Origin of the sequence: Mesorhizobium sp. 113-3-9 (assembly GCF_016756515.1) — a bacterium.
GTDB lineage: Bacteria > Pseudomonadota > Alphaproteobacteria > Rhizobiales > Rhizobiaceae > Mesorhizobium.
On the sequence record NZ_AP023246.1, the window covers coordinates 1390436 to 1413921 of the forward strand.

General features: G+C 63.4%; 23 protein-coding genes and 1 tRNA gene. 20 read left to right on the top strand and 4 right to left on the bottom strand.

Translation table 11 applies throughout. The features are described 5' to 3' along the window. The first annotated feature begins 65 nt into the window (after positions 1-65). Both MesoLj_RS06670 and MesoLj_RS06675 read left to right on the top strand, forming a co-directional pair. Entirely contained in the window at positions 66-1472 is a 1407-nt protein-coding gene (locus MesoLj_RS06670) for a hypothetical protein (RefSeq protein ID WP_202325503.1), read from the top strand. 34 nt (positions 1473-1506) lie between these two features. Beyond that, complete coding sequence (locus MesoLj_RS06675) at positions 1507-2139, top strand: DapH/DapD/GlmU-related protein (RefSeq protein WP_202325504.1); 633 nt, start codon at positions 1507-1509, stop codon at positions 2137-2139. Positions 2140-2185: 46 nt separating this feature from the next. On the opposite strand, the gene betI is transcribed toward MesoLj_RS06675, so the two are convergent. Then, positions 2186-2842 carry a transcriptional regulator BetI gene (gene betI / locus MesoLj_RS06680; protein ID WP_202325505.1) on the bottom strand — a complete coding sequence of 219 codons (657 nt, stop codon included), beginning with the start codon at positions 2840-2842 and terminating at the stop codon, positions 2186-2188. 82 nt (positions 2843-2924) lie between these two features. Here betI and choX point away from each other — a divergent pair, with 82 nt between their 5' ends. Beyond that, positions 2925-3854 (top strand): choline ABC transporter substrate-binding protein, encoded by a 930-nt coding sequence (choX, locus tag MesoLj_RS06685; RefSeq protein WP_202325506.1) that lies wholly within the window; start codon positions 2925-2927, stop codon positions 3852-3854. Between the two features lie 12 nt (positions 3855-3866). Beyond that, positions 3867-4886, top strand: a complete 1020-nt coding sequence (locus MesoLj_RS06690) for an alcohol dehydrogenase catalytic domain-containing protein (RefSeq protein WP_244735304.1) — start codon at positions 3867-3869, stop codon at positions 4884-4886. Between the two features lie 111 nt (positions 4887-4997). Here the strand turns inward: MesoLj_RS06690 and MesoLj_RS06695 are convergent. Next, positions 4998-5087 (bottom strand) — tRNA-Ser (locus MesoLj_RS06695). Between the two features lie 412 nt (positions 5088-5499). On the opposite strand from MesoLj_RS06695, the gene MesoLj_RS06700 reads away from it, so the two are divergent. The 4 genes from MesoLj_RS06700 (at position 5500) to MesoLj_RS06715 (ending at position 7795) form a co-directional block, all read left to right on the top strand. Continuing rightward, entirely contained in the window at positions 5500-6171 is a 672-nt protein-coding gene (locus MesoLj_RS06700) for a 50S ribosomal protein L21 (RefSeq protein WP_140776614.1), read from the top strand. A 98-nt stretch (positions 6172-6269) separates the two neighbouring features. Then, the gene (gene rpmA / locus MesoLj_RS06705; RefSeq protein WP_010912120.1) at positions 6270-6539 is read left to right on the top strand and encodes a 50S ribosomal protein L27; all 270 of its coding nucleotides are present in this window, start codon (positions 6270-6272) and stop codon (positions 6537-6539) included. Between the two features lie 120 nt (positions 6540-6659). Then, on the top strand, positions 6660-7247 hold the full coding sequence (locus MesoLj_RS06710) for a GNAT family N-acetyltransferase (RefSeq protein WP_056575214.1): 588 nt from the start codon (positions 6660-6662) through the stop codon (positions 7245-7247). A 20-nt stretch (positions 7248-7267) separates the two neighbouring features. Then, positions 7268-7795 carry a GNAT family N-acetyltransferase gene (locus MesoLj_RS06715; protein WP_202325508.1) on the top strand — a complete coding sequence of 176 codons (528 nt, stop codon included), beginning with the start codon at positions 7268-7270 and terminating at the stop codon, positions 7793-7795. A gap of 7 nt (positions 7796-7802) precedes the next feature. Here the strand turns inward: MesoLj_RS06715 and MesoLj_RS06720 are convergent, their stop codons facing one another. Further along, positions 7803-8672, bottom strand: coding sequence for an endonuclease/exonuclease/phosphatase family protein (locus MesoLj_RS06720; RefSeq protein WP_202325509.1), 870 nt, complete (start codon positions 8670-8672; stop codon positions 7803-7805). Positions 8673-8804: 132 nt separating this feature from the next. Between MesoLj_RS06720 and obgE the strand changes: the two genes are divergently transcribed. The 7 genes from obgE (at position 8805) to MesoLj_RS06755 (ending at position 17155) form a co-directional block, all read left to right on the top strand. Beyond that, positions 8805-9836 (top strand): GTPase ObgE, encoded by a 1032-nt coding sequence (gene obgE / locus MesoLj_RS06725; RefSeq protein ID WP_140776608.1) that lies wholly within the window; start codon positions 8805-8807, stop codon positions 9834-9836. A gap of 4 nt (positions 9837-9840) precedes the next feature. Beyond that, on the top strand, positions 9841-10995 hold the full coding sequence (proB, locus tag MesoLj_RS06730) for a glutamate 5-kinase (protein WP_202325510.1): 1155 nt from the start codon (positions 9841-9843) through the stop codon (positions 10993-10995). A gap of 3 nt (positions 10996-10998) precedes the next feature. Continuing rightward, complete coding sequence (locus MesoLj_RS06735) at positions 10999-12285, top strand: glutamate-5-semialdehyde dehydrogenase (RefSeq protein WP_202325511.1); 1287 nt, start codon at positions 10999-11001, stop codon at positions 12283-12285. Positions 12286-12532: 247 nt separating this feature from the next. Next, complete coding sequence (locus MesoLj_RS06740) at positions 12533-13120, top strand: nicotinate-nucleotide adenylyltransferase (RefSeq protein ID WP_202327192.1); 588 nt, start codon at positions 12533-12535, stop codon at positions 13118-13120. 280 nt (positions 13121-13400) lie between these two features. Further along, positions 13401-14765 (top strand): metal-dependent hydrolase family protein, encoded by a 1365-nt coding sequence (locus MesoLj_RS06745; protein ID WP_244735306.1) that lies wholly within the window; start codon positions 13401-13403, stop codon positions 14763-14765. Positions 14766-14791: 26 nt separating this feature from the next. After that, a complete protein-coding gene (locus tag MesoLj_RS06750) occupies positions 14792-15583 on the top strand; it encodes a hypothetical protein (protein WP_202327197.1) in 792 nt (263 codons plus the stop codon). Between the two features lie 273 nt (positions 15584-15856). Then, complete coding sequence (locus MesoLj_RS06755; protein ID WP_202325512.1) at positions 15857-17155, top strand: MFS transporter; 1299 nt, start codon at positions 15857-15859, stop codon at positions 17153-17155. A gap of 33 nt (positions 17156-17188) precedes the next feature. Here the strand turns inward: MesoLj_RS06755 and MesoLj_RS06760 are convergent, their stop codons facing one another. Further along, entirely contained in the window at positions 17189-18040 is an 852-nt protein-coding gene (locus tag MesoLj_RS06760; RefSeq protein ID WP_202325513.1) for a mechanosensitive ion channel family protein, read from the bottom strand. Positions 18041-18283: 243 nt separating this feature from the next. Here MesoLj_RS06760 and rsfS point away from each other — a divergent pair, with 243 nt between their 5' ends. The 5 genes from rsfS (at position 18284) to MesoLj_RS06785 (ending at position 23463) form a co-directional block, all read left to right on the top strand. After that, complete coding sequence (rsfS, locus tag MesoLj_RS06765; protein WP_023766075.1) at positions 18284-18661, top strand: ribosome silencing factor; 378 nt, start codon at positions 18284-18286, stop codon at positions 18659-18661. Positions 18662-18734: 73 nt separating this feature from the next. Continuing rightward, positions 18735-19217, top strand: a complete 483-nt coding sequence (gene rlmH, locus MesoLj_RS06770) for a 23S rRNA (pseudouridine(1915)-N(3))-methyltransferase RlmH (protein ID WP_202325514.1) — start codon at positions 18735-18737, stop codon at positions 19215-19217. Positions 19218-19385: 168 nt separating this feature from the next. Further along, a complete protein-coding gene (locus MesoLj_RS06775) occupies positions 19386-20756 on the top strand; it encodes a murein hydrolase activator EnvC family protein (protein WP_140776592.1) in 1371 nt (456 codons plus the stop codon). Position 20757: 1 nt separating this feature from the next. Next, positions 20758-22089, top strand: coding sequence for a S41 family peptidase (locus MesoLj_RS06780; protein WP_181180143.1), 1332 nt, complete (start codon positions 20758-20760; stop codon positions 22087-22089). 195 nt (positions 22090-22284) lie between these two features. Next, positions 22285-23463, top strand: coding sequence for a divergent polysaccharide deacetylase family protein (locus MesoLj_RS06785; RefSeq protein WP_202325515.1), 1179 nt, complete (start codon positions 22285-22287; stop codon positions 23461-23463). Positions 23464-23486 lie beyond the last annotated feature (23 nt).

Below are 23486 nucleotides of genomic sequence, written 5' to 3' on the forward strand. Positions count from 1 at the left end.
ATGCTGGCTTTGAAAGGGGGCTGATATGATCACGGATATATCCTCCCTCGCCGACTCGAATTGCCATGGTCGTGAGATCGTTTGCCGGCGGGCTGCAGTGCCGACTGGCTTCGCTCGCTGCCGAGAAATTGTGCCAGGATCCATCTGTGAGAATAGTTCTAGGAACCTATCAGTTCGATGATGTCGGCGGCAGCGAGACCTATGCAATAACGATTGCCGAACAGTTCCTGAAGCTTGGCCACGACATCACGATCTATGTGAAGGCACCTGGGAAGATGGCTCAGGTGGCCAGGGATCGCGCCATCAGGATTGCAACGGATCTCGAGCTGCCAACGCCCGATGTCGTGCTCAGCCAGGACGGCGTTGTCGCCTATGAGATGTCGGCCAGGTGGCCAGAGGTTCCTCACGCTTTTATCTGCCACAGTCCGCTTTTCGAATTGCAGACGCCTCCGGCTGTTCCTGGCGTGGTCGGCGCGGTTGTTGTCATGAGCGAGCGATTTGAAGATCGGCTTCGCGCCCTGGCCACGAAGCACCGGATTGTTCGCTTTCGCCAACCGATCGACGTGGACAGGCTGGCACCCCGCGGCGCAGCCCGCAAACAGCCGAAGAAAGCGCTTTTGCTGGGGAATTATCTGCAAGGCGAAGCAAAGCGCTTCCTGGTCGACGCGTGGAGTGGCGCCGGGGTCGAGTTCATGCAGGTCGGCAGCCCTGCCGGCACCAATTCCGCCGACATCGTCCAAGCCATCGCCGAGGCCGATATCGTCGTGGGGAAGGCCCGGGCGATCCTGGATGCCATGTCCTGCGGTCGCCCTGCCTATGTGTACGACGTCTTTGGGATGGACGGCTGGGTAACCCCACAGGTCTATGAGGCGATGGAGGCCGACGCGTTCGCGGGGCTCGCTTTGTCGCGCCCCTTTGAGCCCGCACAACTGGTCACCGATCTAGGTGCCTATGATCCCCTCATGGGAATGGCGAATCGGAAACTGGTCATGATGCATCACCATGCTCGAATCCATGCCCAGCAGATGATCGATCTGTGTTCGGATCTGGCAAAGCCGACGGCAAGCCGGACCACGCCGAAGCTTGAGCTCTCGAGATTGGTGGCGTCGAACTGGAGGTCTGAATCCAAGCTGCTGTCCGCCCGGATAGCATTTGGACCGGTGGCCGAGCGCGCCAAAAGGGCCGAGGATGAAGTTAGCCGGCTTCGCGGCGAGAACGAACAATACCGCCGCACGATCGAGCAACTGACGAGGGAGCTCAACATCCCGACAGCAGGCGAAGAGCGAAACGAATTTCGGCGCCGGATGGCGGCGAAAGTCGACCGGGACCTCGAGGTTGATCAAGGCAAGTTGTCCGAAAACACCTGGGATGAACCGGGCGTGAAAATCCACATGTCCCAGATCAATCGTCGCGTCGTCATTGCGAAGATAAAGCGCCTGATACGCAAGCACTATCGAAGGCCGACAGAATGAACGAGTTGAAGAAGTCCGATCGCGCGCCTACCTTATGTGCGCGGACGATGTTCAAATCGCGGACGACGTCTCCATAGGCGCCTATGTCGTCCTCTATCCCGGAACACGATTGGGCCGCGGGGCCCGTATCGAGCATGGCGCCATAATAGGCAGGCCAAGCCATTCCAATCCCGGTTCGGTTGCCCAGCCAACAGTTCAGCAGCCGACCGATATAGGCGAGAGAACCATTGTTGGCGCCTACGCCATCGTCTGCTCCGGGGCGATAACCGGCCCCGACGCCTATATCGGTGACCATACCCTGATCCGCGAAGGCGCGCGTCTCGGGGAAAGAACCAGCGTTGGTTTCTCCTGTACGGTGGGGAGCAAGTGCGTCATCGGAGAAAACACGAGAATTCAGGGGTTTTGCGGATTTCCGGCAGGGACCATTATCGAAAGCGACTGCGCCATCGGGCCCTACGTCGTCGCGCTGGCCACCACGTTCAGTCCCAACGGGAGGACACCTGACGGTCCCGTTATCGTTCGGCAGGGTGCCCGTATCGGCAGCGCCGTCCAATTGATGCGCGGTGTGGAAATTGGTGCCGGCGCGACGGTGGGCGCCGCCTCGGTGGTCACCCGCAGCGTCCAGCCCGGCGTGACCGTGCGCGGAACCCCGGCATCCGCAGTGTGACAAGAGACGGATGAAAATGGCGGAGAGGGTGGGAGCTATGTGCCCTTCAACCCGTAGGGTGGCGCAACTGCTGCTCCTCCCCATTGCTCAGCAGGGACCGGATCGCTCTGAACACCAGCGTTATGGCTTCGTCGCGCCCGACATCGTCGGCGGCTGCCTTGCGCAGCCAAAGTCCATCGATCAGGGCAGCGATGACAAAACTCGCCTCGCGAAGGCGTGTCGCATCGAACATCCCTGCAAACACCGAAGCCAGGTTTGAGCGCAATCGGCGGTAAAACAGCCGCTGGAGCCGCGCATATTGCGGATTTACGCCCGCCTCGGCGCAGACTGACAGCCACGCATTGGCGATGGGGCGGGTGAACGCCGAGGCGGGAAAGTTTCCTTCAACGATCGCTTCCAACCGTGCCCAACCGGTCCGCGCCGCCCCCAGTCGCGCTATGACGTCTTCCATCAGCAGGCGATTGTTGTAGCGCACCATGCCGAACAGAACCTCGTCCTTGCCCTTGAAATAATAGGCAAGGATGCCCGGCGACATGCCGGCTTCGCGGCATATGCGGGCCGAGGTCATGCCTTGCAACCCATGCTCGAGGAATACGCGGCGGGCGGCGGCAATCAGCTCGACGCGCCGTATGTCCTCGATTTTCGTTCGCTTGCCCTGAGTCGCCATTGCTCTTTCTAGCAAAGAAGATTTTTGTATGCTCATACAAGATTCTATATTGACATATAATGCAGAGGTCATAGCGTTGGCGGGCAATTCGTCTCACGAAGAAAAATGGGGAGCCACAATGCGCACGACACTCGTTCTGGCCTTGCTTTCAGCACTCGTCGCCTCGCCGGTCATGGCCGCCGACGCATCACAATGTCGGAAGGTCCGCATGGCGGATCTGGGCTGGACCGACATCGCCCTGACCAACACCACCGCCGAGGTCATACTCGACGCCTTGGGATATGACGCCTCTCAAACCTTGCTCGGCCTGGGTGTCGCCTATTCGGCTTTGAAGGAGAACGACATGGATGTCTTCCTGGGCAATTGGCGGCCGGTGCAGGACGAGGAATACAAGTCCTACTTCGACGAGGGGTCGGTCGAAGTGCTGGGCGTGAACCTGGAGGGTGCCAAATACACGCTGGCCGTACCGCAATATGTCGCGGACCAGGGGATCAAAAGCTTCGACGATCTTGCTTCCCATGCCGACAAGTTCGGCCGCAAGATCTACGGAATCGAGGCAGGCTCGAACAAGCCGCTGCTCGACATGGTGGCCGCCAACCGGCACGGGCTGGGCGATTGGCAGATTATCGAATCCAGCGAGGCAGCAATGCTGACGCAGGTCTCGAATTCCGTGGCGGACAAGGGCTGGGTCGTCTTCCTTGGCTGGGAACCACATCCGATGAATCTCGACTACAAGATAAGCTATTTGTCGGGCGGGGACGTCGAGTTTGGACCGAATTTCGGCGGCGCCACGGTGCGCACCATCGCTCGCAAGGGATTCTCGGCGGAATGCCCCAACGCGGCCAGGCTGTTCGCCAATCTGGCATTCGATCTTGACTACGAGAACCATGGCATGCGGATGATCCTGGGGGAGAGCAAATCCGCCGACGAAGCCGCACGCGAGATGATCAAGCGCAATCCGGACAAGCTCACCAAATGGCTGGACGGCGTTTCGACTCTTGACGGCCAGCCAGCCTCGGCGGCCGTGAAAAGCGCTCTCGGCCTTTAGATGACGCAAAGCATGCTTGCAGCCGTGCTGGAACACGCCGGCCAGCCGTTGCGCATCATCAGCGTGCCGCGGCCGGAACCGGGTCCCGGAGAAATACTGGTCCGTCTGGAGGCCAGCGGCATATGCCATACCGATGTACATGTGTGGCAAGGGCATCTGCGGCCGGCTTCGGGGCAAGCGGCGGCGATTCTTGGCCATGAGGGCATAGGCAGGGTGGTGCGGACGGGCGCCGGCGTCACGGGCTGGCGGGTTGGCGAGCGGGCGGGCGTCGCCTGGCTGCATGACACCTGCGGCTGCTGCGATGAATGCCACGCCGGCATGGAATCCTTCTGCCAGCACCAGCGCGCCCATGGCTTCGATGTCGCGGGCACTTTTGCCGAATATGTCGTGGCCGATGCGCGTTTCGCCGCGCGCGTGCCGGACCGAGGCGATGCGGCCATGCTGGCGCCGTTGATGTGCGCGGGCCTGACCGCTTTCGGGGCGCTGAAGCGGGCAGGGATCGTTGCCGGCGAGGTCTGTGCCGTATTCGGCTGCGGCGGTCTGGGCCTGTATGCGATCCAGATCGCCCGGCGGCTCGGTGCTGTGGTCATCGCCGTCGACACGGATGAGGCCAAGCTCCGCCTCGCGGCTTCACTTGGCGCCGAACACACGCTTCTTGCCTCGCCTCGTCTGGCCGGTGATTGGCCGGCGAAGCTGCGTGCCCATGTCTGCATCAATTTTGCGCCGACACCGGCGAGCTGGGATGCGATGACCGCGGCCATCCGTCCGCGCGGCAGGATCATCGCCGCGGCCATGGTCTCGCAACCGGTACCCCTCAGCCAGGAATGGCTCACCGCCACCGGTGTCTGGATAACCGGCACCAGCGTGGGCACGCGCGCGCAGATGCGTGAACTGATGCAATTGCACGAGGCGCTGCCGTTCGAGGCTCAGGTCGAGCGCGTCACGCTCGCGGACGTGACCAGCGCGCTGGGCCGGTTGAAAGCGGGCACCGCCGAAGGACGGCAGGCGATTGTCTTTGGTGCCGGTGCCTGACGATGCCGTCGGCCGAGCCGTATTGGCGGGATACGCATTGCCCGGATACGCCACCGACAGGGGGGTTGGGCAGATTGTGCCGCCAGGCCGGATGGGCCGGCGTGAATGGATTGGCGGAGAGGGAGGGATTCGAACCCCCGATGGGCTTGCACCCATGCCGCATTTCGAGTGCGGTGCATTCGACCACTCTGCCACCTCTCCGCGGTCATGGTCGGCCGTTGCCGGCGCGGCGCACTAGATAACGGCTGAACGGGCAGGTTACAAGGCCAAATCCACCGATATTTGGCTTGCCGGACAAGCATGGGATTCACGGGCGGCATCCGCTGCGCATTGGCCCGGCAGGGCATGGCGATCTTGACGTCATCGCGGTCACCACCGATTTCTCCAGCGTGCCACAGGCCTTGCCGCAAAAGATTGCTGGCCGGCCGGCCAATAGCAGTCCTGGCAACGGGTGTTGCCTTGACTCCCGCTCAACCTTCGGTTAGGGACAGCGCGCAATCGGCGTGGAGGGTTCTTCCGCGCCGCTTGTTTTTTGAACCCGCAGACTGACAAAAAGACGGCCGAACCGCCAGACGCGGTTCATCAAGGCCGACCGAACAGCGAAAGGCAAAAAATGTTCGCAGTCATTAAAACGGGCGGCAAGCAGTATCGCGTCGCCGCCAACGATCTCCTGAAGATCGAAAAAGTCGAAGCCAATGTCGGCGATATCGTCGAGATCGGCCACGTGCTCGCGCATGGCGAGGGCGAAAATGTCACGTTCGGCGCGCCGTTCGTCGATGGCGCCCTGGTTACCGCCGAAGTCGTCGAGCAGGGCAAGAACCGCACGGTCATCGCCTTCAAGAAGCGCCGCCGCCAGAATTCTCGCCGCAAGATCGGCCATCGCCAGCTTTTGACCACCGTGCGGATCTCCGAGATCCTGCTGGGTGGCGCCAAGCCGACCAAGAAGGCGGCCGTGAAGGCGGAAGCCAAGGCCGAAGTCGCCGCCGAGGCCGCGCCGAAGGAAGCCAAGGCCAAGAAGGAAGCCGCCCCCAAGGCGGAAGTGACGGCCGAGACCGCCGCCGCGCCGCTGTTCAAGGCGCCGAAGGGCGAGCCGGACGACCTGACCGTGATCAAGGGCATCGGCCCGGTCGCCGCCAAGGATCTCAACGAGCAGGGCATCATCACCTTCGCGCAGCTGGCCAAGCTGACCGACAAGGATGTCGCCAAGATCGACGAGCACATGCCGTTCAGCGCCGACCAGATCAAGGACTGGCGCGAGCAGGCCAAGGAACTGGCCAAGAAGTAATTTTTCCGGCGAAACATCAGCCGGATCGGACTTGAAACGGAACGCGAACGCGTTCATAAGGCCTTTTAGGCGCCTTGCGGCGCAACGGAGTTAGTTAGATGGCACACAAGAAAGCTGGCGGCTCGTCGCGCAACGGTCGCGACTCGCATTCCAAGCGTCTGGGAGTGAAGAAGTTCGGCGGCGAAGCCGTAATCCCGGGCAACATCATCATTCGTCAACGCGGCACCACCTGGCATCCCGGCGTCAATGTCGGCATGGGCACGGACCATACCCTTTTTGCGCTCGAATCCGGCGCCGTGACGTTCAACAAAAAAGCCAACGGCCGAACCTACGTATCGGTCAACCCGATTACCAAAGCCGCGGAGTAGCCGGTTCCGCACTAGAACACCGGCGCCCATCTCGGGAACCGGTGTCTGGCAAAACCAGGAAAAGGATCAGGGGAGATGGGTTTCCATCTCCCCTTTTTCTTGTGCCTGGAGGACGTTCAAATGGTTGCCGAAGCGGAAGACAGTGAAGACGAAAGTTACGCGATAGACTGCCCGGTGCTGGTCACCGAACGGCTGGTGATGCGGGCGCCGCGCGAAGAGGACATCGCGCAACTGGTCGAGCTTGCCGACAACCGTCATGTCGCCGAGATGCTGGCGCGCATGCCGCATCCCTATGGCGAGGACGAGGCGCGCGCCTTCCTCGCCATGACCAGGTCGCGCCGGGCCGGCATCGCCTATGCCCTGACGCTGGCCGGCACCGACACTTTCGTCGGCTGCGCGGGCTTGAACACCACCGATCGCGGGCTGGAGCTCGGTTACTGGATCGGCGAACCCTACTGGAAGCGGGGCTATGCGACCGAAGCCGCCCACGCGCTGGTCGACCTCGCCTTCCAGAAGACCTCGATCCAGGTGCTGCATGCCTCGACGCGGGTCATCAATCCGGCCTCGCGCCGGGTGATCCACAAGTGCGGTTTCCAGTATGCCGGCCAGGGCATGCTGAACTCGATCGTCGCCGGCCAGGTGCCGGTCGAGCGCTACAGGCTGGACCGCAAGACGTGGACGAGCCTGCGCAACTGGGTGCACTTTTGAGGGATGGCGCGGTCGGGCCAATGGTCGATGGCAGCAACGGTATCGAAACGATCGCGCCGATAACGCCGGGTGACATCGAAAGCTTTCATCGTGCGCTTGATCTCGTTGCGCGCGAGCGGAAGTACCTGTCCTTCCTCGAGGCGCCACCGCTGGATCAAACCCGCCGATTCGCATTGGACCGTATCGCGAAAGGCGATCCGGGGTTCGTGGCCGTCATTCGTGGCGAGGTCGTCGGTTGGTGCGACATCACCCGCCATGACCGGCTCATCCATGCCCATCGTGGCAGCCTCGGAATGGGAATTGTTGCCTCCCATCGCGGGCGCGGGCTCGGATTGCGGCTTATCAATGCCACCCTGGCGCAGGCACGCAAGACCGGCTTTGTCCGCGTCGAGCTGTCCGTACACGCCGACAATGCCCGCGCCATCGCTCTTTACGACAAGGTCGGGTTTGTCAGGGAGGGTGTGCAGCGCGACGCTATCTGTATCGACGGGAAATACGGCGATACGATCATGATGGCGATCGTCGAACGCGAAAACGCAGCCGGATGAAGAGTCGTCAGTCCAGTTCGACCCACACAGGCAGGTGGTCCGAACCCGTTGCTTTCCGGTCGACCCACAGGCGCTTCAGCGACCGGGCAAGCGAGGCGCTGGTGAAGACATAGTCGATGCGCTTGTGGCGGCTGGCATTGGCAGGATCCTTGGGATCGACCCGGCTGACGAGATCGTCACCGGCGACATCAAGGCGCACGGCGGCATCGACGGCGAAGTCGGCGGTCAGCGGCATGCCGAATTCATGGTCCGGCCGGCCGGCGAGTTCGACATATTCGGGCGAGGCGGCCAGCATGTTGAAATCGCCCATGGCCACAAAGGCCTCGGGATGCGGCAGTTCCGGCAGGCCGATCTCGGCGACGCCGGACAGCGCGCCGCCTTCGAGTGCGTAGTTCAACAGGCGCCGGCGCAGGAACTGGATCTGGCTGGCGCGTTCCACGGGGCTGCGATGATCGAGATGGATGGAATAGAAACGGATGAAACCAAGCGACGTCTCGATCAGCGCCTCCAGCGCGCCGCGCTGGAAGTTCATCATCTCGAAGCTCCGGCTGCGCGGCAAAAGCAGGTTGCGCGACAGATGAATGGGCGTCTTGGACAGCACCATATTGCCGAGCTGGAAGGTCGTGGTGATGGCGCGGCCGTTTTCGATGCGCGAACCGATATTGGCCTCGAAATTGCTGCCATAGACGGCGAAATAGTCGGGCAGCGCCTCGCCGATCTCGGCGACCATGTCGCGGCTGCCGTTCCTGGGATTGTTGCGAGTGACCTCCTGCAGCGCGATCACGTCGGCGCCGCGTACCGCGTCGGCAATACGCGCGACATCGTAGTGCCCATCAAGACCGATGCCGTACTGGATGTTGTAGGTTACAAGCTTCATACCGACATCTCTCCGGCCGACCCCACGCGGCCATTGTCACAAAACGGCCTCGCCCTTCGCCGCGCCTTGGTTTAGAGCAAGGCCCAAGGTTTAGAGCAATGCCGCAGGGCCAATAAAAGAAACTGCAATCCCATGAAATTTCTCGATCAAGCCAAGGTCTATGTCCGCTCCGGTGACGGGGGCGCCGGTTCGGTGTCGTTCCGGCGCGAGAAGTTCATCGAGTTCGGCGGGCCGGATGGCGGCGATGGCGGCCGTGGCGGCGATGTCTGGCTGGAAGCGGTCGACGGGCTGAACACGCTGATCGACTATCGCTACCAGCAGCATTTCAAGGCCAAGACCGGCGTCCACGGCATGGGCCGCAACATGACCGGCGCCAAGGGCGCCGACGTCACGCTGAAAGTGCCGGCCGGAACCCAGGTGTTCGAGGAAGACAATGAGACGCTGATCTGCGACCTGACCGTGGTCGGCCAGCGCTTCCTGCTTGCCAAGGGCGGCAATGGCGGCTTCGGCAACCAGCATTTCAAGACCTCGACCAACCAGGCGCCGCGCCGCGCCAATCCCGGCCTGCCGGGCGAGGAGCTCAACATCTGGCTGCGGCTGAAGCTGATCGCCGATGCCGGGCTGGTCGGGCTGCCCAATGCCGGCAAGTCGACGTTTCTCGCGGCCGTCACCGCGGCCAAGCCGAAGATCGCCGATTATCCCTTCACGACGCTGCATCCGGGTCTGGGCGTCGCGCGCATCGACGCGCGCGAATTCGTCATCGCCGATATTCCCGGCCTCATCGAAGGCGCGCATGAGGGCGTCGGCATCGGCGACCGTTTCCTCGGCCATGTCGAGCGCACGCGCGTGCTCTTACATCTGGTCTCGGCGCAGGAGGAAAATCCGGGCAAGGCCTACAAGACCGTGCGCGCCGAATTGGAAGCCTATGGCCAGGGGCTGACCGACAAGGTCGAGATCCTGGCACTCAGCCAGGTCGACACGCTCGATGCGGATGGACGCAAGAAGAAGGTCGCCTCGCTGAAGCGCGCCGCCGGCCGCGCGCCGATGCTTCTGTCCGCCGTCACCGGCGAAGGTGTCGAGGCAGTGCTGCGGGCGCTGATGACGGTGATTGCCGAGGCGCGCGCGGAGGCCGCGCCCGTGGTCGAGACGCGCTGGGAAAAGTAGTGCCATGCAGTCGCTGAAAAAATACCGGCGCATCACCGTCAAGATCGGCTCGGCGTTGCTGGTCGACCGCGCAAGCGGCCTGAAGCGCGACTGGCTGGCTTCGCTCGCCGACGACATCGCCGTGCTCGCCGAGGGCGGCGCCGAAATCCTGGTCGTGTCGTCCGGTGCCATCGCGCTTGGCCGCACCATCCTTGGCCTTGGCAAGCGCGCGCTGAAGCTCGAGGAGAGCCAGGCGGCCGCCGCCGTCGGCCAGATCGCGCTCGCCGGCGCCTGGTCGGATGCGCTCGGCAAGGGCAGCCTGAGGTCGGGCCAGATTCTTTTGACCCTTGGCGACACCGAGGAGCGCCGGCGTTATCTCAATGCGCGGGCGACGATCTCGACGCTGCTCAAGATGAAGGCGGTGCCGGTCATCAACGAGAACGACACGGTCGCCACGTCCGAAATCCGCTATGGCGACAATGACCGGCTGGCCGCGCGGGTGGCGACAATGATGGGCGCGGACCTGCTGGTGCTGCTCTCGGATATAGACGGCCTCTACACCGCACCGCCGGCGCGCGATCCCCAGGCCAAATTCATTCCGGTGGTCGACCGCATCACGCCTGACATCGAGGCGATGGCGGGAGCGGCCGCGTCGGAGCTGTCGCGCGGCGGCATGCGCACCAAGCTCGATGCCGGTAAGATCGCCACCGCCGCAGGCACCGCCATGATCATCACCTCGGGCACGCGGCTGTCGCCGCTGATGGCGATCGAGCGCGGCGAGCGGGCGACCTTCTTCCGACCGAGCGCCAATCCGGTCAAGGGCTACAAGACCTGGATCGCCGGCCAGCTCGAACCGGCCGGCCGGCTCACGGTCGATGCCGGCGCCGTCGGTGCGCTCACATCGGGCAAATCGCTGCTGCCTGCCGGCGTCAAGCTGGTCAGCGGCAATTTCTCGCGCGGCGACACGGTGGCGATCCTGTCGCCCGAGGGCCGCGAGATCGCGCGCGGCCTGGTTGCCTACGATGCCGCCGATGCCGTAAGGATCGCTGGCCTGAAGACGGCCGAGATCGAAACCGTGCTCGGTTACGAAGCGCGTTCGGCGATGATCCACCGCGACGACCTCGTGGTGAGTCATTCTGATGAACAAGTACGGGCCGGTGGCGACATAAGCGGAGGATGAGCCATGCTGAAGCTGCATGAAAAATCCGGGGATGATACCGTGGCGCTGATGGCCGATATCGGCCGCCGAGCCCGCGCTGCCGCCCGACCGTTGGCCATCGCGACCACCGCCGCCAAGAATGCCGCGCTGCTTGCCATGGCGGACGCGATCGTTGCGCGTGAACAGGACATTCTCGACGCCAACGCCATCGACATTTCGAATGGCGAGGAATCGGGGCTCTCCGCATCCTTCATGGATCGGCTGAAGCTCAATCCGGCGCGCATCCGCGCCATGGCGGATGGCATAAGCGAGATCGCCGAACTCAAGGATCCGGTCGGCGACGTCATCGCCGCGTGGGACCGGCCGAACGGCCTGCATATCGAGCGCGTGCGCACGCCGCTCGGCGTCGTCGGCGTCATATATGAGAGCCGGCCGAACGTCACGGCAGATGCCGGTGCGCTCTGTCTCAAGGCCGGCAATCCGGTGATCCTGCGCGGCGGCTCGGACTCGCTCAATTCGTCCGCCGCCATCCATGCCTGCCTGGTCGAAGGCCTGAAGGCCGCCGGCCTGCCTGAAGACGCCATCCAGCTGGTGCCGACAACCGACCGCGCCGCCGTCGGCGAGATGCTCAAGGGCCTCGATGGTGCGCTCGACGTCATCATCCCGCGCGGCGGCAAAAGCCTTGTCGGGCGCGTGCAGAGCGAGGCGCGCGTGCCGGTCTTTGCCCATCTCGAAGGCATCTGCCATCTCTACATCGACCGCTCCGCCGATCTCGACATGGCGGTGAAGATCGCCGTCAACGCCAAGATGCGGCGCACCGGCGTCTGTGGCGCGGCCGAGACGCTGCTGGTCGACCGCGCGGTGGTATCAACCCATCTGGTGCCGATCCTCGACGCGCTCCGCGCCGCCGGCTGCGAAATCCATGCCGATGCCGAGGTGTTGAAGGTGTTTTTCGACGCCAAGCCGGCGACCGATGCCGATTGGGTGACGGAATATCTCGACGCCATCATCGCGGTGAAGCTGGTCGACGGCATCGGTAGTGCCATCGAGCACATCGAGATCTTTTCCTCGCATCACACCGAGGCGATCATTGCCGAGGACGCGATAGCGGTGGAGCGGTTCTTCAACGAGATCGATTCGGCAATCCTGTTGCACAACGCCTCGACGCAGTTCGCCGATGGCGGCGAGTTCGGCATGGGCGCCGAGATCGGCATCGCCACCGGCAAGATGCATGCGCGCGGGCCGGTCGGCGTCGAGCAACTGACCTCCTTCAAATACCGCGTGCGCGGGTCGGGACAGGTGAGGCCTTGAAGCGCGTTGCTAGAGCCTGAGGCGTTGCGCGCGCGGACCCCCCAGTGCCCTACCGGGCATCTCCCCCTCAAGGGGGGAGATCGGCTGTTATTTCCGGTTTCGCCAGTCACGGAAGTTGCAAGAACTGCTCCTGCGATAAAGCTGCCAATCTCCCCCCTTGAGGGGGAGATGTCCGGCAGGACAGAGGGGGGCGCCTAGCACCATGCTTTCGCAACCCGAACACACCGCCCCCTCCGCCTACCTGAAAATGCCGCATGCCGAAAAAGGCCTGGCCGTCGGCCTGTTCGGCGGCTCGTTCAACCCGCCGCATGCCGGCCATGCGCTGGTCGCCGAGATTGCGCTCAGGCGCCTGGCACTCGACCAGTTGTGGTGGATGGTCACGCCAGGCAATCCGTTGAAGAGCACGCGCGAGCTGGCGCCGCTGGCCGAGCGGCTGCAACTGTCGGAGCGGATCGCCAAGAACCCGAAAATCAAGGTCACCGCCTTCGAGGCGGCGCATCATGTGCGCTATACCGCCGACACGCTGGCCTTGGTCAAGGCGCGCAATCCCGGCGTCGACTTCGTCTGGATCATGGGCGCGGACAGTTTGCGCGACTTCCATCGCTGGCAGCGCTGGCGCGAAATCGTGCTGACCTTCCCGATCGCGGTCATCGACCGGCCGGGCGCGACGCTGTCGTTCTTGTCGTCGGTCGTCGCCAAGACCTTCGACTATGCCCGCATCGATGAAGTCGACGCGCCGCGGCTCGCCCGTATGAAGGCGCCGGCCTGGACCTTCATCCACGGCCCGCGCTCATCGCTGTCGTCGAGTGCGATCCGGAAGATGGCAAAGGGGTAATTGGTCTAGCATCACCGACGACGCTCAACCGTAAGTGAGCGATCCGGCAGTGTTCGCTGCTATCGCAACCTGATGTTGACGGGTTACGGTGCCTCTGTCATCAAAGACGAGTTCGTCGGCGATACAGTTGATCGCGTGCGAGCGCTGCCTACATCAGTTTTTACCTCTTTCGGCGGGGGAGGTTGTCGTGAGAATTAGTTTCGGCAACAGGTATGCGGGCTTGGCGCACGGGTTGGACTGCCCTTGTCATAGTCCGCTTGCACTCAACCTCTTCGATCGATTGAGCAAGGACATTTCACGCCGCTCTGTTCTTTCCGGCATCGCCGGGATGTTCGGTGCTTCGGCGCTCGGCCTTGCATCCCCATCCTTCGCGCAGGCCGCGGGTACGCCGATCCTGCTCAGCAATGCCAGGATTTTCGATGGCCAGGCAAGCAAGCTCATCGAAGGCAAGTCTGTCCTTATCGACGGAAAGACGATCAAGGCGCTGCCTGGCGCCGGCGAAACGGTGGCCGATGCCGAGGTGATCGACTGCGCGGGCGGCACGCTGATGCCGGGCATGATAGATGCCCACTGGCATGCCTTGCTTGCCGGTATCTCGCAGGTCGCGGCCATGACGGCTGACGTCCCGTATGTTCATCTCGTCGCCGCGCAAGAGGCCGAGCGGACAGTGTTGCGCGGCTTCACGACGGTTCGTGATGTCGGTGGTCCGTCATTCGCATTGAAGCGCGCCATCGATGAAGGTCGATTGGTGGGTCCCCGCATCTATCCTTCCGGCGCCATGATCTCGCAAACTTCGGGGCATGGCGACTTCCGCATGCGCACGGATTTGCCGCGCACGCCGCAAAGCAACGCAAGCCTGGCGGAAGAGGCTGGCATCGCCGAGATCGCCGATGGCGAGGCGGAAGTGCTGCGCCGTGTACGCGAGCAGCTCATGCTGGGGGCGAGCCAGATCAAGATCATGGGCGGGGGAGGCGTCGCCTCGCCCTACGACCCGATCGATGCTGTGCAATACACTGAAGCCGAGATGAAGGCTGCCGTATCCGCGGCGGCAGACTGGGGCACCTATGTGTGCATCCACGCCTACACGCCCGCCGCCGTGCAGCGTGCGATCGCCAGCGGTGTGAAGTCGATCGAGCATGGCCAACTCGCCGACGAGGAGACCGCCAAACGCATAGCCGATGCGGACGCATGGTGGAGCATCCAGCCCTTCCTTGCCGACGAGGATGCCAACACCTACGCCTTGCCGGAACAGCGCGCGCAGCAGCAGACAATCGCCGAAGGTACGGCGCGGGCCGTCGAGCTTGGGCGCAAATACAAAATCAAGATGGCTCTGGGCACTGACATCCTGTTCAACCCGAAAGGCACCTCGACGCAGGGAAAGCAACTCGCCAAGTTCAGCCGGTGGTATGAAAATGTGGATGTGTTGCGGCTGCTGACCAGCGGCAATGCCGAGCTTGCCGGCCTTTCCGGCCCACGCAATCCGTATCCTGGAAAACTCGGACGCATCGAACCCGGCGCCTATGCCGACGTGCTCATCGTCGACGGCAATCCGCTTGAGGACATTTCCCTCATCGCAAATCCGGATCGGACGTTGAAGCTCATCATGAAGGATGGGCGCATCCACAAGAACACGCTGGGGGGATGATCTTGAGAGCAATCCTTGGGATAGGCATGCTTGCCGTCTCCACCTTCGCTTCCATGGAAGCAAGGGCGGCCGACGTGCTTGCGGGAAGCGCCGACACGACCGCGGATGGCGAAAAGAACTGGGCCCTGCAGGTCACGCCCTATCTCTGGGCGGCGGGCATCAGCGGCGACATATCGCCTTTCCGCAGGGCCCCGACCATTGGTGTCGACAAATCATTCTCGGACGTCATGAATGATTTGAACATTGGCGGCTTCATCAATGTATGGGGGCGCTACGACCGTTTCGTCTTCTCCGCCGACGCCATGTATGTCGACACGACAGACGAGAAAGCAACTGGCCCGCTTCCGCCCTTGCCCCCACCATTGCCGCAAATCCCCAGCATCAGCGGCAGCGTGGACACCAAGGAATTCACATCGACGCTGCAGGCCGGCTATCGGGTCTATGACAGTCCAGCCTTCACCCTGGATGCGCTGGGCGGTGTCCGCTTCTGGCATATCTCCAACCGGGTGACCGTGCAGGCGGCAGGGTTGTCGGGCAGCTACAAGGAAAGCTTTGGATGGGCTGATCCGGTCGTTGGCGCGCGCGCCTTTCTCAGGATGACGGACAAACTCTCGGCGCAGGTTCAGGCGGATGTCGGGGGCTTCGACGTCGGGTCCAGAACCACCTGGCAGGTGCTGGCAACCGCCAACTACATCATAAACGACCATCTTTCCGTCTCGGGCGGCTACAAGGTGCTCAGTGTCGACTACGAGTCCGGCGGTCACGTCTTCGATTCCCGATTGTCCGGGCCGGTGCTGGGGGTGACCTGGCGATTCTGATGATCTGTCCCCAACCGATGACGATGGCAGGATCCCGATGAGTGCGATCCAGTCCGATGGATTGTCTGAAGGCCGTGCCTGTCGATCATGATCGTGCTCAACGGTGTAGGGGCCGAACGGCCACCTTGACCGGCAAAGCGTCTTTTCAAGCACCGTGAAGGCTGCCCGCACCTAACGCTTGATGGGTTTCTCCCTACCGCAAGCGGCTGCCGCCGCTGCCATGTCGCTTTTATTGCTCCCTTGGCAGGGTTTCCCAGGCAATCCTGAGCGGACATGCCGATTCTCGATGAAAACCGCACCGAAACCGACCGCGAGCATGGCAGTGCGCCCACGCCGCTGATCGCGATTGCAAGCGTCATCGTGTCGATGGCGCTGATCGCCATCGGCAACGGCCTGATGTTCGCTTACATCCCGGTTCGGCTCGGCGTCGAGGGTTTCGATCCGATCTGGGCCGGGCTGATTGTCACCGGCCTGTCGGCCGGCGGCCTCGCCGGATGCATCCTCACCGGACCACTGGTGCGCAGGGTCGGCCATGCCCGCGCCTTCATGGTGCTTTCAGCGCTGATCGCGCTTTCCAATGTCGCGATCGGCGCCGGGCCGCATCCCCTGCTGTGGATCGGCGCGCGCGCCCTCTACGGCTTTGCCATATGCGGCCTGTTCATCGTCGCGCAGAGCTGGCTCAATTACGCGCTGCCCAATGCCATACGTGGGCGCGTCATGGCGGTGTTCTACGTCTCCTATGTTGCCGGGTTGGGTGTAGGCTATGCGACACTTGCAATTGTCGACATCCACACCGCCGCGGCCTCTCTGATCGGCATCACCTTTACGGCCTTGTCGATCCTGCCCGTCGGCATGACCCGCCTTGCCCAGCCGCCAGCGCCGCAGGCGGCTTCGGTCGCGTTGCGGCAAGCATGGCGCATTTCGCCGGTCGGGGTCGCCGGTATGCTGGCGGTCGGCGGCTTGTCGATGATCATCTCGGGCTTTGCGCCCATACACGCCACCGCCAAGGGCTATACGCAAGGCGATGTCGCGCTGCTTCTGTCGGCGATGCCCGTTGGAACGCTGATCCTGCAGATCCCCCTTGGCTGGATTTCGGACCGCACGGATCGGCGCTTCGTGCTGGCTGGCACTGCCATGCTGGCGATCGTGGCCAGCGTGCTCGCCATCGTGTTCGACGGCGGTGCGCTGATGGTCCTGGTGGTGATCTACCTGGTCTGGGACGGTGCGGCGGAATCGATCTATTCCCTCTCAAGCGCGCATGCCGCCGACCGCGCCAGGAAGGATGAGCTTCTTGCCCTGTCGAGTTCGATGCTGTTTGCCTGGTCGCTGGCCGGCTTCGTCGTCCCGGGCATCGTCACGGCACTTTCGGTGGTTTTCGGCACCGCGACGTTCATCTATGTCGGAATCGTCATCGCCGCGCTGTTTTGCTTGTTCGTGCTGTGGCGGGTGATAGCGGCTCGGCCGGTCCCGGCAGCCGCCACGGGCAGTTTCACGCCGATGTCGGCGCAAGCGCCCTTGCCCGTCGAACTGGCCTTCGCCACCGACGAGCCGCAAGACCGGGCCAGGGACTGAAGTCATTTCGCACACGGTCCGGGCTGAATTGCCCTATTGCTTGCGAGCTTCGGGCGCCGGCGCTTCCGGTGGCGGCAGCGGAATGGAGATGCCCTCGCTGTCGAAAGCCTGCTTGGCGCGTTTCGTCATGTCGATGTTCGTGGAGAAATAGTCGGCCGCCGAGGTCCAGTAGCGCAAGGTGAGCGAAACGGTCGCGTCGCCGAGACTGGCCACGAAGGCGATCGGCGCCGGTTCGCGACGGATGCGTTTCTCGGCGCCGGCAATGGCGAGCAATGTCTTCTGGGCGCCGTCGATGTCGTTCCACGAGCCGATGCTCAGGCTGATGTCGGCGCGGCGCACGCCATTGCGCGAGAAATTGCGCACCGGCTGGTTCCACAGCGTCGAATTGGGCGCCAGGATGTAGAGGCCGTCGGCGGTCCTGAGCCTGGTGGCGAACAGGCCGATTTCCTCGACCGAACCGGCAATGGAACCGACCTCGACGGATTCGCCGATGCGGAACGGCCGTAGCGCCAGGAGCATGATGCCGGCGGCGATGTTCTGCAGCGTACCTTGCAGCGCCAGCCCGATGGCGAGGCCGATGGCGCCGATGGCGGCGATGATCGAGGCGGTCTGCACGCCGAACTGGCCGAGCACCATGATGACGACGAGGATCAGGATGGCGTAGCGGACGATCTTGGAAAAGAAATGCCGCAACGTCGCATCGAAACCGTGGATATGACCCAGGCCGGCAAAGATCGAACGCTCGGCGAGGCCGGCGACGATGTAGCCGACCACCAGCAGAATGACGGCTCCGATGGCGGAGAAGGAATAGGAGACGATCAGCGTGCTGAGCTGCGCGAGGCCAGCCTGGACGGTGAGAAGGGTGTCTTGCGGGTCGATCGGCATGGCGGGATTCCGGTTGGTCGGTCAGCCGATAACCGCTGCGCGACGCCTGGGTTCCGATCTTTTTTGCGTGCCGCATGGAACAAGCGGGCAATCGGTGAGTTCGCGTGAGTCGGGGCTGCGTCTTGAAACTGTCAGGGAACTCTGCCTATCTAAGTGGTGTCACCTGCTTTTGGGGGTGATTTGGTTGTTCTTGCTGCGAAAGGAAATACACTGAGAACAGCACTGCGGAAGAAGGCCGATATCATGCCTTCGCCGGCCGGGATCAGCGTAGACGACGCCGTGTCCCGCGCCATCAAGACAGTCCTTGCCAGTCTGGAAGACTCCAAGGCCGAAAATATTGTCTCAATCGACATTCAGGGGAAATCGAGCCTCGGCGACTACATGGTTGTCGCGTCGGGCCGATCGCACCGTCATGTCTCGGCTGTCGCCGACCATCTCCTCAAGGCGCTCAAGGATGCCGGCCTCGGCACGGCGCGCGTCGAGGGGCTCTCCGGCGCCGACTGGGTCCTGATCGATTCGGGCGATATCATCGTCCACGTCTTCCGCCCCGAAGTCCGCGAATTCTACAATCTCGAAAAGATGTGGCAGGCGCCGGATCTCGAGGAAGAGACCCTTCACTAAGCTGCTTTGTGTCGTTGCCCGGACGTCGGATTTCGCCTTTGGGTGACATGCATTAACGGCTTATAGAGGCGGGATGAAGATTTCAGTTCATGCCGTGGGCCGAATGAAAGCCGGCCCCGAGAGGGAGTTGGCCGACCGCTATTTCGAGCGCTTCGCCAAGAGCGGGCCCGCGGTCGGGCTCGAATTCTCCGGGGTCACCGAGATTGTCGAGGGCCGCGCGCAAAGCGCCAGCGAACGCCAGCGCGACGAGAGCTCCAGGCTGCAGGCGCAATTGCAGCCGGGCACGGCCCTTGTCCTGCTCGATGAACGCGGCAAGAGCCTTTCCTCGCAGGATTTCGCCGATCGCATCGGACAGTTGCGCGATGGCGGGCGCAAGGCGGTGGTGCTCGCCATAGGCGGCGCCGATGGTCACGACCCGTCGCTGCGCGGCCAAGCCGATCTGGTGCTGTCGTTCGGTGCGCTGACCTGGCCGCATCAGCTGGTGCGCGTGATGGTGGGGGAGCAGCTCTACAGGGTGGCGACGATCCTGTCCGGCCACCCCTATCACCGATCCTGAAAGCTCCCGGATCGCACCGAATTCCGCCCCAATCCCGCGCGAGATCGGGCTGGGAGACTATTTTTCCATGTGCATGCCGCTATCCCGGGACAACCGAGCGGTTTTGGGCGACAGGCGTTAACATGGTTGATGGTTCGTTAACGAAGCCGCGGATAGAATCGACCGGGAATGTCTGAAGGCTGGAAATCGACACCGGGCTTAACAAGGGGCTCATCAACCGGGCGCTTCGGACGCGCGCGTTGCGGCGTCGCGGCGATGGCTATCCTTTTGTCGTTCCACGCGGCGCGGGCCGAAAACACGCTCGACATGGCGCCCGATCCGGACCAGAGCCGCGCCGAGTACGAGCAGGTTTCCAAGGAAATAACGCTGTCGTCGGAACGGCTGGCCAAGCTCGCCGCCGATATCGCCGCGGTCAAGAAGGACCATGCCTCCATCACCGCCGCGCTGATCCAGTCGGCGATGACCGAGCAGAAGCTTGGCCAGGATATCGAGGATATCGGCGCCAAGCTGGAGGGGCTGAAGGGCCAGCAACAGAAGATCCGCGCCTCGCTTGTGGCGCGGCGCGACGTGCTGGCCGAAGTGCTGGGCGCGTTGCAGCGCATGGGACTCAACCCGCCGCCGGCGATCCTGGTCAAGCCGGAGGACGCGCTATCGTCGGTGCGCAGCGCCATCCTGCTCGGCGCCGTGGTGCCGGAATTGCGCCAGCAGACCGACAGCCTGCTGGCCGACCTCAAGGAACAGACCCGGGTGACGGCCTCGATCGAGGCCGAACGGGCGCGGCTGACGGAAGCGGTCGGCGAGCAGGCGGCGGAAAAGAAGCGGCTCGGCATGCTGCTCGAAGCCAAGCAGAAGCTCGAGGCCGATACGCAGGCGCAAATGGCGGCCGAACAGCAGCGTTCGGAGCAATTGGCGGCCAAGGCCTCCAGCCTGAAGGACCTGATCGCCTCGCTCGAAGCGCAGGCCGACAAGACCCGCAAGGCCGCTGATGCCGCCAAGGCGGCCGCCGCGGGTCAGGCGGGGGACGATAAGACGGGCGGCGACACAACGGCATCGCTGGCGGCAATCCCTGTCCCCGAAGGCAACCGGCTCACCGCGACGGCCCCGTTCTCGGCGCTACAGGGGCAGATCGCGCTGCCGGTCACCGGCCGCATCAAGCGCCGTTTCGGCGCCGATGACGGTAACGGCGCAGTGATGCTTGGCGACATGCTTGCGACACAATCGGGAGCCATCGTTACCGCGCCGGCGGATGGGAATGTGCTTTATGCGGGGCCGTTTCGCTCCTATGGTCAACTCTTGATCCTCAATGCCGGCGACGGTTATCATGTCGTTCTGGCGGGGATGAGCAGAATCAGCGTCGTGACTGGCCAGTCGGTGCTCGCAGGAGAGCCGGTCGGCGCGATGGGAGAGGCCCGGGTGGCAAGCACCTCGGTTTCGAAGAATGTAAATGCCACGCCGGAACTCTATGTCGAGTTCCGCAAGGATGGAAAACCCGTCGATCCGGCCCCATGGTGGGCGGACCGTTTTTCTGGAAGGACGTGAAATGATGCGGAAACTGTCGCTTCTGTTTGCCGGTGCGCTGATGGGCGCGTCCGCCATGAGCCTTGTCTATGGTGCTCCTGGCTCGTCGGCGAACGCTGCGGGATCGGAGACCTACAAGCAGCTGGCGATCTTCGGCGACATCTTCGAGCGGGTGCGGGCGCAATATGTCACGCCGCCCGACGACAAGTCGCTGGTCGAGAACGCCATCAACGGCATGCTTTCCTCGCTCGATCCGCACTCTTCCTACATGAACGCCGAACAGGCGCAGGATATGCGCGTGCAAACCAAGGGCGAGTTCGGCGGCCTCGGCATCGAGGTCACCATGGAGAACGACCTGGTCAAGGTGATCACGCCGATCGACGACACGCCTGCCGCCAAGGCCGGCGTGCTGGCCGGTGACTACATCGCCAAGATCGACGGCGAAGAAGTCCGCGGCCTGACGCTCAACGACGCGGTCGAGAAGATGCGCGGCCTGGTCAACACGCCGATCAAGCTCACCATCCTGCGCCAGGGCGCCGACAAGCCGATCGAGCTGACGGTGGTGCGCGACATCATCAAGGTCAAGGCGGTCAAGTTCCGGGTCGAGAACGACATCGGCTACATGAAGATCACCTCCTTCACCGAAAAGACCTATGACGACCTCGAGAATGCCATCGACACGATCAAGAAGCAGGTGCCGGACGACAAGCTGAAGGGCTATGTGCTCGACCTGCGCCTCAATCCGGGTGGTCTGCTCGACCAGGCGGTGAGCGTGTCCGACGCCTTCCTGAAGCGCGGCGAGATCGTCTCGACGCGGGGTCGCGATCCCAAGGACGTCACCCGCTTCGACGCCAAGCCGAAGCAGACCGACGACATCAACGGCAAGCCGATGATCGTGCTCGTCAATGGCGGCTCGGCCAGCGCTTCCGAAATCGTTGCCGGCGCGCTGCAGGATCTGCGCCGCGTCACCGTGGTCGGCACGCAGTCCTTCGGCAAGGGTTCGGTGCAGACCATCATTCCGCTCGGCGAGAATGGCGCACTCCGGCTGACGACAGCGCTCTATTACACGCCGTCGGGCAAGTCGATCCAGGGCAAGGGCATCACGCCCGACATCAAGGTCGACCAGCCTCTGCCGCCGGAACTGCAGGGCAGGGACCTGACGCGCGGCGAGTCCGACCTCAAGGGCCATATCAAGGGCGCCGACGAGAGCTCGACCGGCTCGGGCTCGGCGGCCTATGTGCCGCCGGATCCGAAGGACGATCTGCAGCTGATCTTCGCCGAGCAACTGCTGCGCGGCGAGAAGACCGATCCGGCCTTCCCGCCCAATCCGGAAAAGGCCGTGCTCAACCAGTAAAATTCGCGGCCAGCAACGGTCTGGCCGCCTGAACCAAGCAATGCGATGCTGCCGGGGCCGAAAGGTTCCGGCAGTTTGATTCGGGGGCAAGGCGAGGCCTCCAGATATGGCGCCAGGGGTGCGCCGGGGTTGATGAATTTGCGCATGTCCTGCCGAAGGGGTCGCCTTCGGACCCATGCGCTCCGGGGACAGGGCTTGGCTGATATCGGCAAGGACATCGAACGCCCGCTTGGACAGACCGTCCGGGCGCCGCGCGCCGCCGGCAAGGTCAACGCGGGCATTGTCGCGGCGAGCCTTGTCGTGCTGGCGGTGGTCGGCGTTTCGGCCGCGATCGCGCTGCGGGAAAAGCCGTTTCGCAAGCCGCAAGAGGTCGCCGTTTCGACACCGAAAGTGACGGCGGCCGAGCCCGCCGCCGCGCCATCCGCCTTGGCCCCGGTCGCGGCGCCAAAGGTTGAAACGCCAGCCAAGACCGGTGGGCCGCAGATCATCCATGTGCAGAAGGAGGAGGGCGATGGTCCTCCGCAGGCAGCCATCGTCATTCGCGACCCTTCGAGCATCGGGCAGAACCTGAAGATCGCGCACCTTCCCGACAAGGCGCTGATCGAAGCCAGCGATACCGGACCCTTGCCGATACGCTCCACCGATGGAAGGCGGCCGTTCGATGTCTATGCGCGGCCATGGTCCGGGGCGCGCGGGGCGCGGGTGGCGATCGTCATTGGCGGACTTGCCGTCTCCCAGACCGGCACCCAGGCGGCGATCGCCAAGCTGCCGCCGGAAGTGACGCTGGCCTTCGCGCCGCAGGGCAACAGCATCGGCCGCTGGATGCAGGCCGCCCGACAGAGCGGCCACGAGATTGTCATGCAGGTGCCGCTCGAACCGTTCGACTATCCCAACGTCAACCCCGGGCGCAACACGCTGACGGTGGCGGCGAGCGCCGAGGAGAACCTGAAGAACCTGCACTGGGCGCTGTCGCGGACGACGAACTATACCGGTGTCATGAACTATATGGGCGCCCGCTTTTCCGCTGACTCGACGGCGATGGAGCCGTTCATGGCCGAACTCGGCAAACGGGGGCTTGCCTATGTCGACGATGGCTCGTCGGCGCGCAGCCTGGCGCCCGACCTCGCGTTGAAGGACGGCGTGCCCTTCGTCGCCGGCGACACCGCGATCGACGCGGTGCAGGATCGCGGCGCCATCCTGAAGAAGCTGGACAGTCTCGAAGCCACCGCGCGGGCCAAGGGCACCGCAGTCGGCATCGGCTCGGCCTTCGACCTGACCGTCGACACCGTTTCGTCATGGATTGCCGAGGCCAAGAAGCGCGGCATCGAGATCGTGCCGATTTCGGCGGTGGCCATAGACCCGCAAAAAGGCTAGCCACGCCTGGCCGCGAACCCCTC

Excerpts from the sequence above, each read along its gene's own strand:
- MesoLj_RS06710 (WP_056575214.1), top strand. The coding sequence starts at position 6,660 with ATGGTTGCCGAAGCGGAAGACAGTGAAGACGAAAGTTACGCGATAGAC.
- MesoLj_RS06780 (WP_181180143.1), top strand. The coding sequence starts at position 20,758 with ATGATGCGGAAACTGTCGCTTCTGTTTGCCGGTGCGCTGATGGGCGCG.
- MesoLj_RS06755 (WP_202325512.1), top strand. The coding sequence starts at position 15,857 with ATGCCGATTCTCGATGAAAACCGCACCGAAACCGACCGCGAGCATGGC.
- choX (WP_202325506.1), top strand. The coding sequence starts at position 2,925 with ATGCGCACGACACTCGTTCTGGCCTTGCTTTCAGCACTCGTCGCCTCG.
- MesoLj_RS06720 (WP_202325509.1), bottom strand. The coding sequence starts at position 8,672 with ATGAAGCTTGTAACCTACAACATCCAGTACGGCATCGGTCTTGATGGG.
- MesoLj_RS06700 (WP_140776614.1), top strand. The coding sequence starts at position 5,500 with ATGTTCGCAGTCATTAAAACGGGCGGCAAGCAGTATCGCGTCGCCGCC.
- rpmA (WP_010912120.1), top strand. The coding sequence starts at position 6,270 with ATGGCACACAAGAAAGCTGGCGGCTCGTCGCGCAACGGTCGCGACTCG.
- MesoLj_RS06740 (WP_202327192.1), top strand. The coding sequence starts at position 12,533 with ATGCCGCATGCCGAAAAAGGCCTGGCCGTCGGCCTGTTCGGCGGCTCG.
- rlmH (WP_202325514.1), top strand. The coding sequence starts at position 18,735 with ATGAAGATTTCAGTTCATGCCGTGGGCCGAATGAAAGCCGGCCCCGAG.
- obgE (WP_140776608.1), top strand. The coding sequence starts at position 8,805 with ATGAAATTTCTCGATCAAGCCAAGGTCTATGTCCGCTCCGGTGACGGG.
- MesoLj_RS06775 (WP_140776592.1), top strand. The coding sequence starts at position 19,386 with ATGTCTGAAGGCTGGAAATCGACACCGGGCTTAACAAGGGGCTCATCA.
- MesoLj_RS06715 (WP_202325508.1), top strand. The coding sequence starts at position 7,268 with ATGGTCGATGGCAGCAACGGTATCGAAACGATCGCGCCGATAACGCCG.
- MesoLj_RS06750 (WP_202327197.1), top strand. The coding sequence starts at position 14,792 with ATGCTTGCCGTCTCCACCTTCGCTTCCATGGAAGCAAGGGCGGCCGAC.
- proB (WP_202325510.1), top strand. The coding sequence starts at position 9,841 with ATGCAGTCGCTGAAAAAATACCGGCGCATCACCGTCAAGATCGGCTCG.
- MesoLj_RS06670 (WP_202325503.1), top strand. The coding sequence starts at position 66 with ATGGTCGTGAGATCGTTTGCCGGCGGGCTGCAGTGCCGACTGGCTTCG.
- MesoLj_RS06735 (WP_202325511.1), top strand. The coding sequence starts at position 10,999 with ATGCTGAAGCTGCATGAAAAATCCGGGGATGATACCGTGGCGCTGATG.
- MesoLj_RS06675 (WP_202325504.1), top strand. The coding sequence starts at position 1,507 with ATGTGCGCGGACGATGTTCAAATCGCGGACGACGTCTCCATAGGCGCC.
- rsfS (WP_023766075.1), top strand. The coding sequence starts at position 18,284 with ATGCCTTCGCCGGCCGGGATCAGCGTAGACGACGCCGTGTCCCGCGCC.
- MesoLj_RS06760 (WP_202325513.1), bottom strand. The coding sequence starts at position 18,040 with ATGCCGATCGACCCGCAAGACACCCTTCTCACCGTCCAGGCTGGCCTC.
- betI (WP_202325505.1), bottom strand. The coding sequence starts at position 2,842 with ATGAGCATACAAAAATCTTCTTTGCTAGAAAGAGCAATGGCGACTCAG.
- MesoLj_RS06690 (WP_244735304.1), top strand. The coding sequence starts at position 3,867 with ATGCTTGCAGCCGTGCTGGAACACGCCGGCCAGCCGTTGCGCATCATC.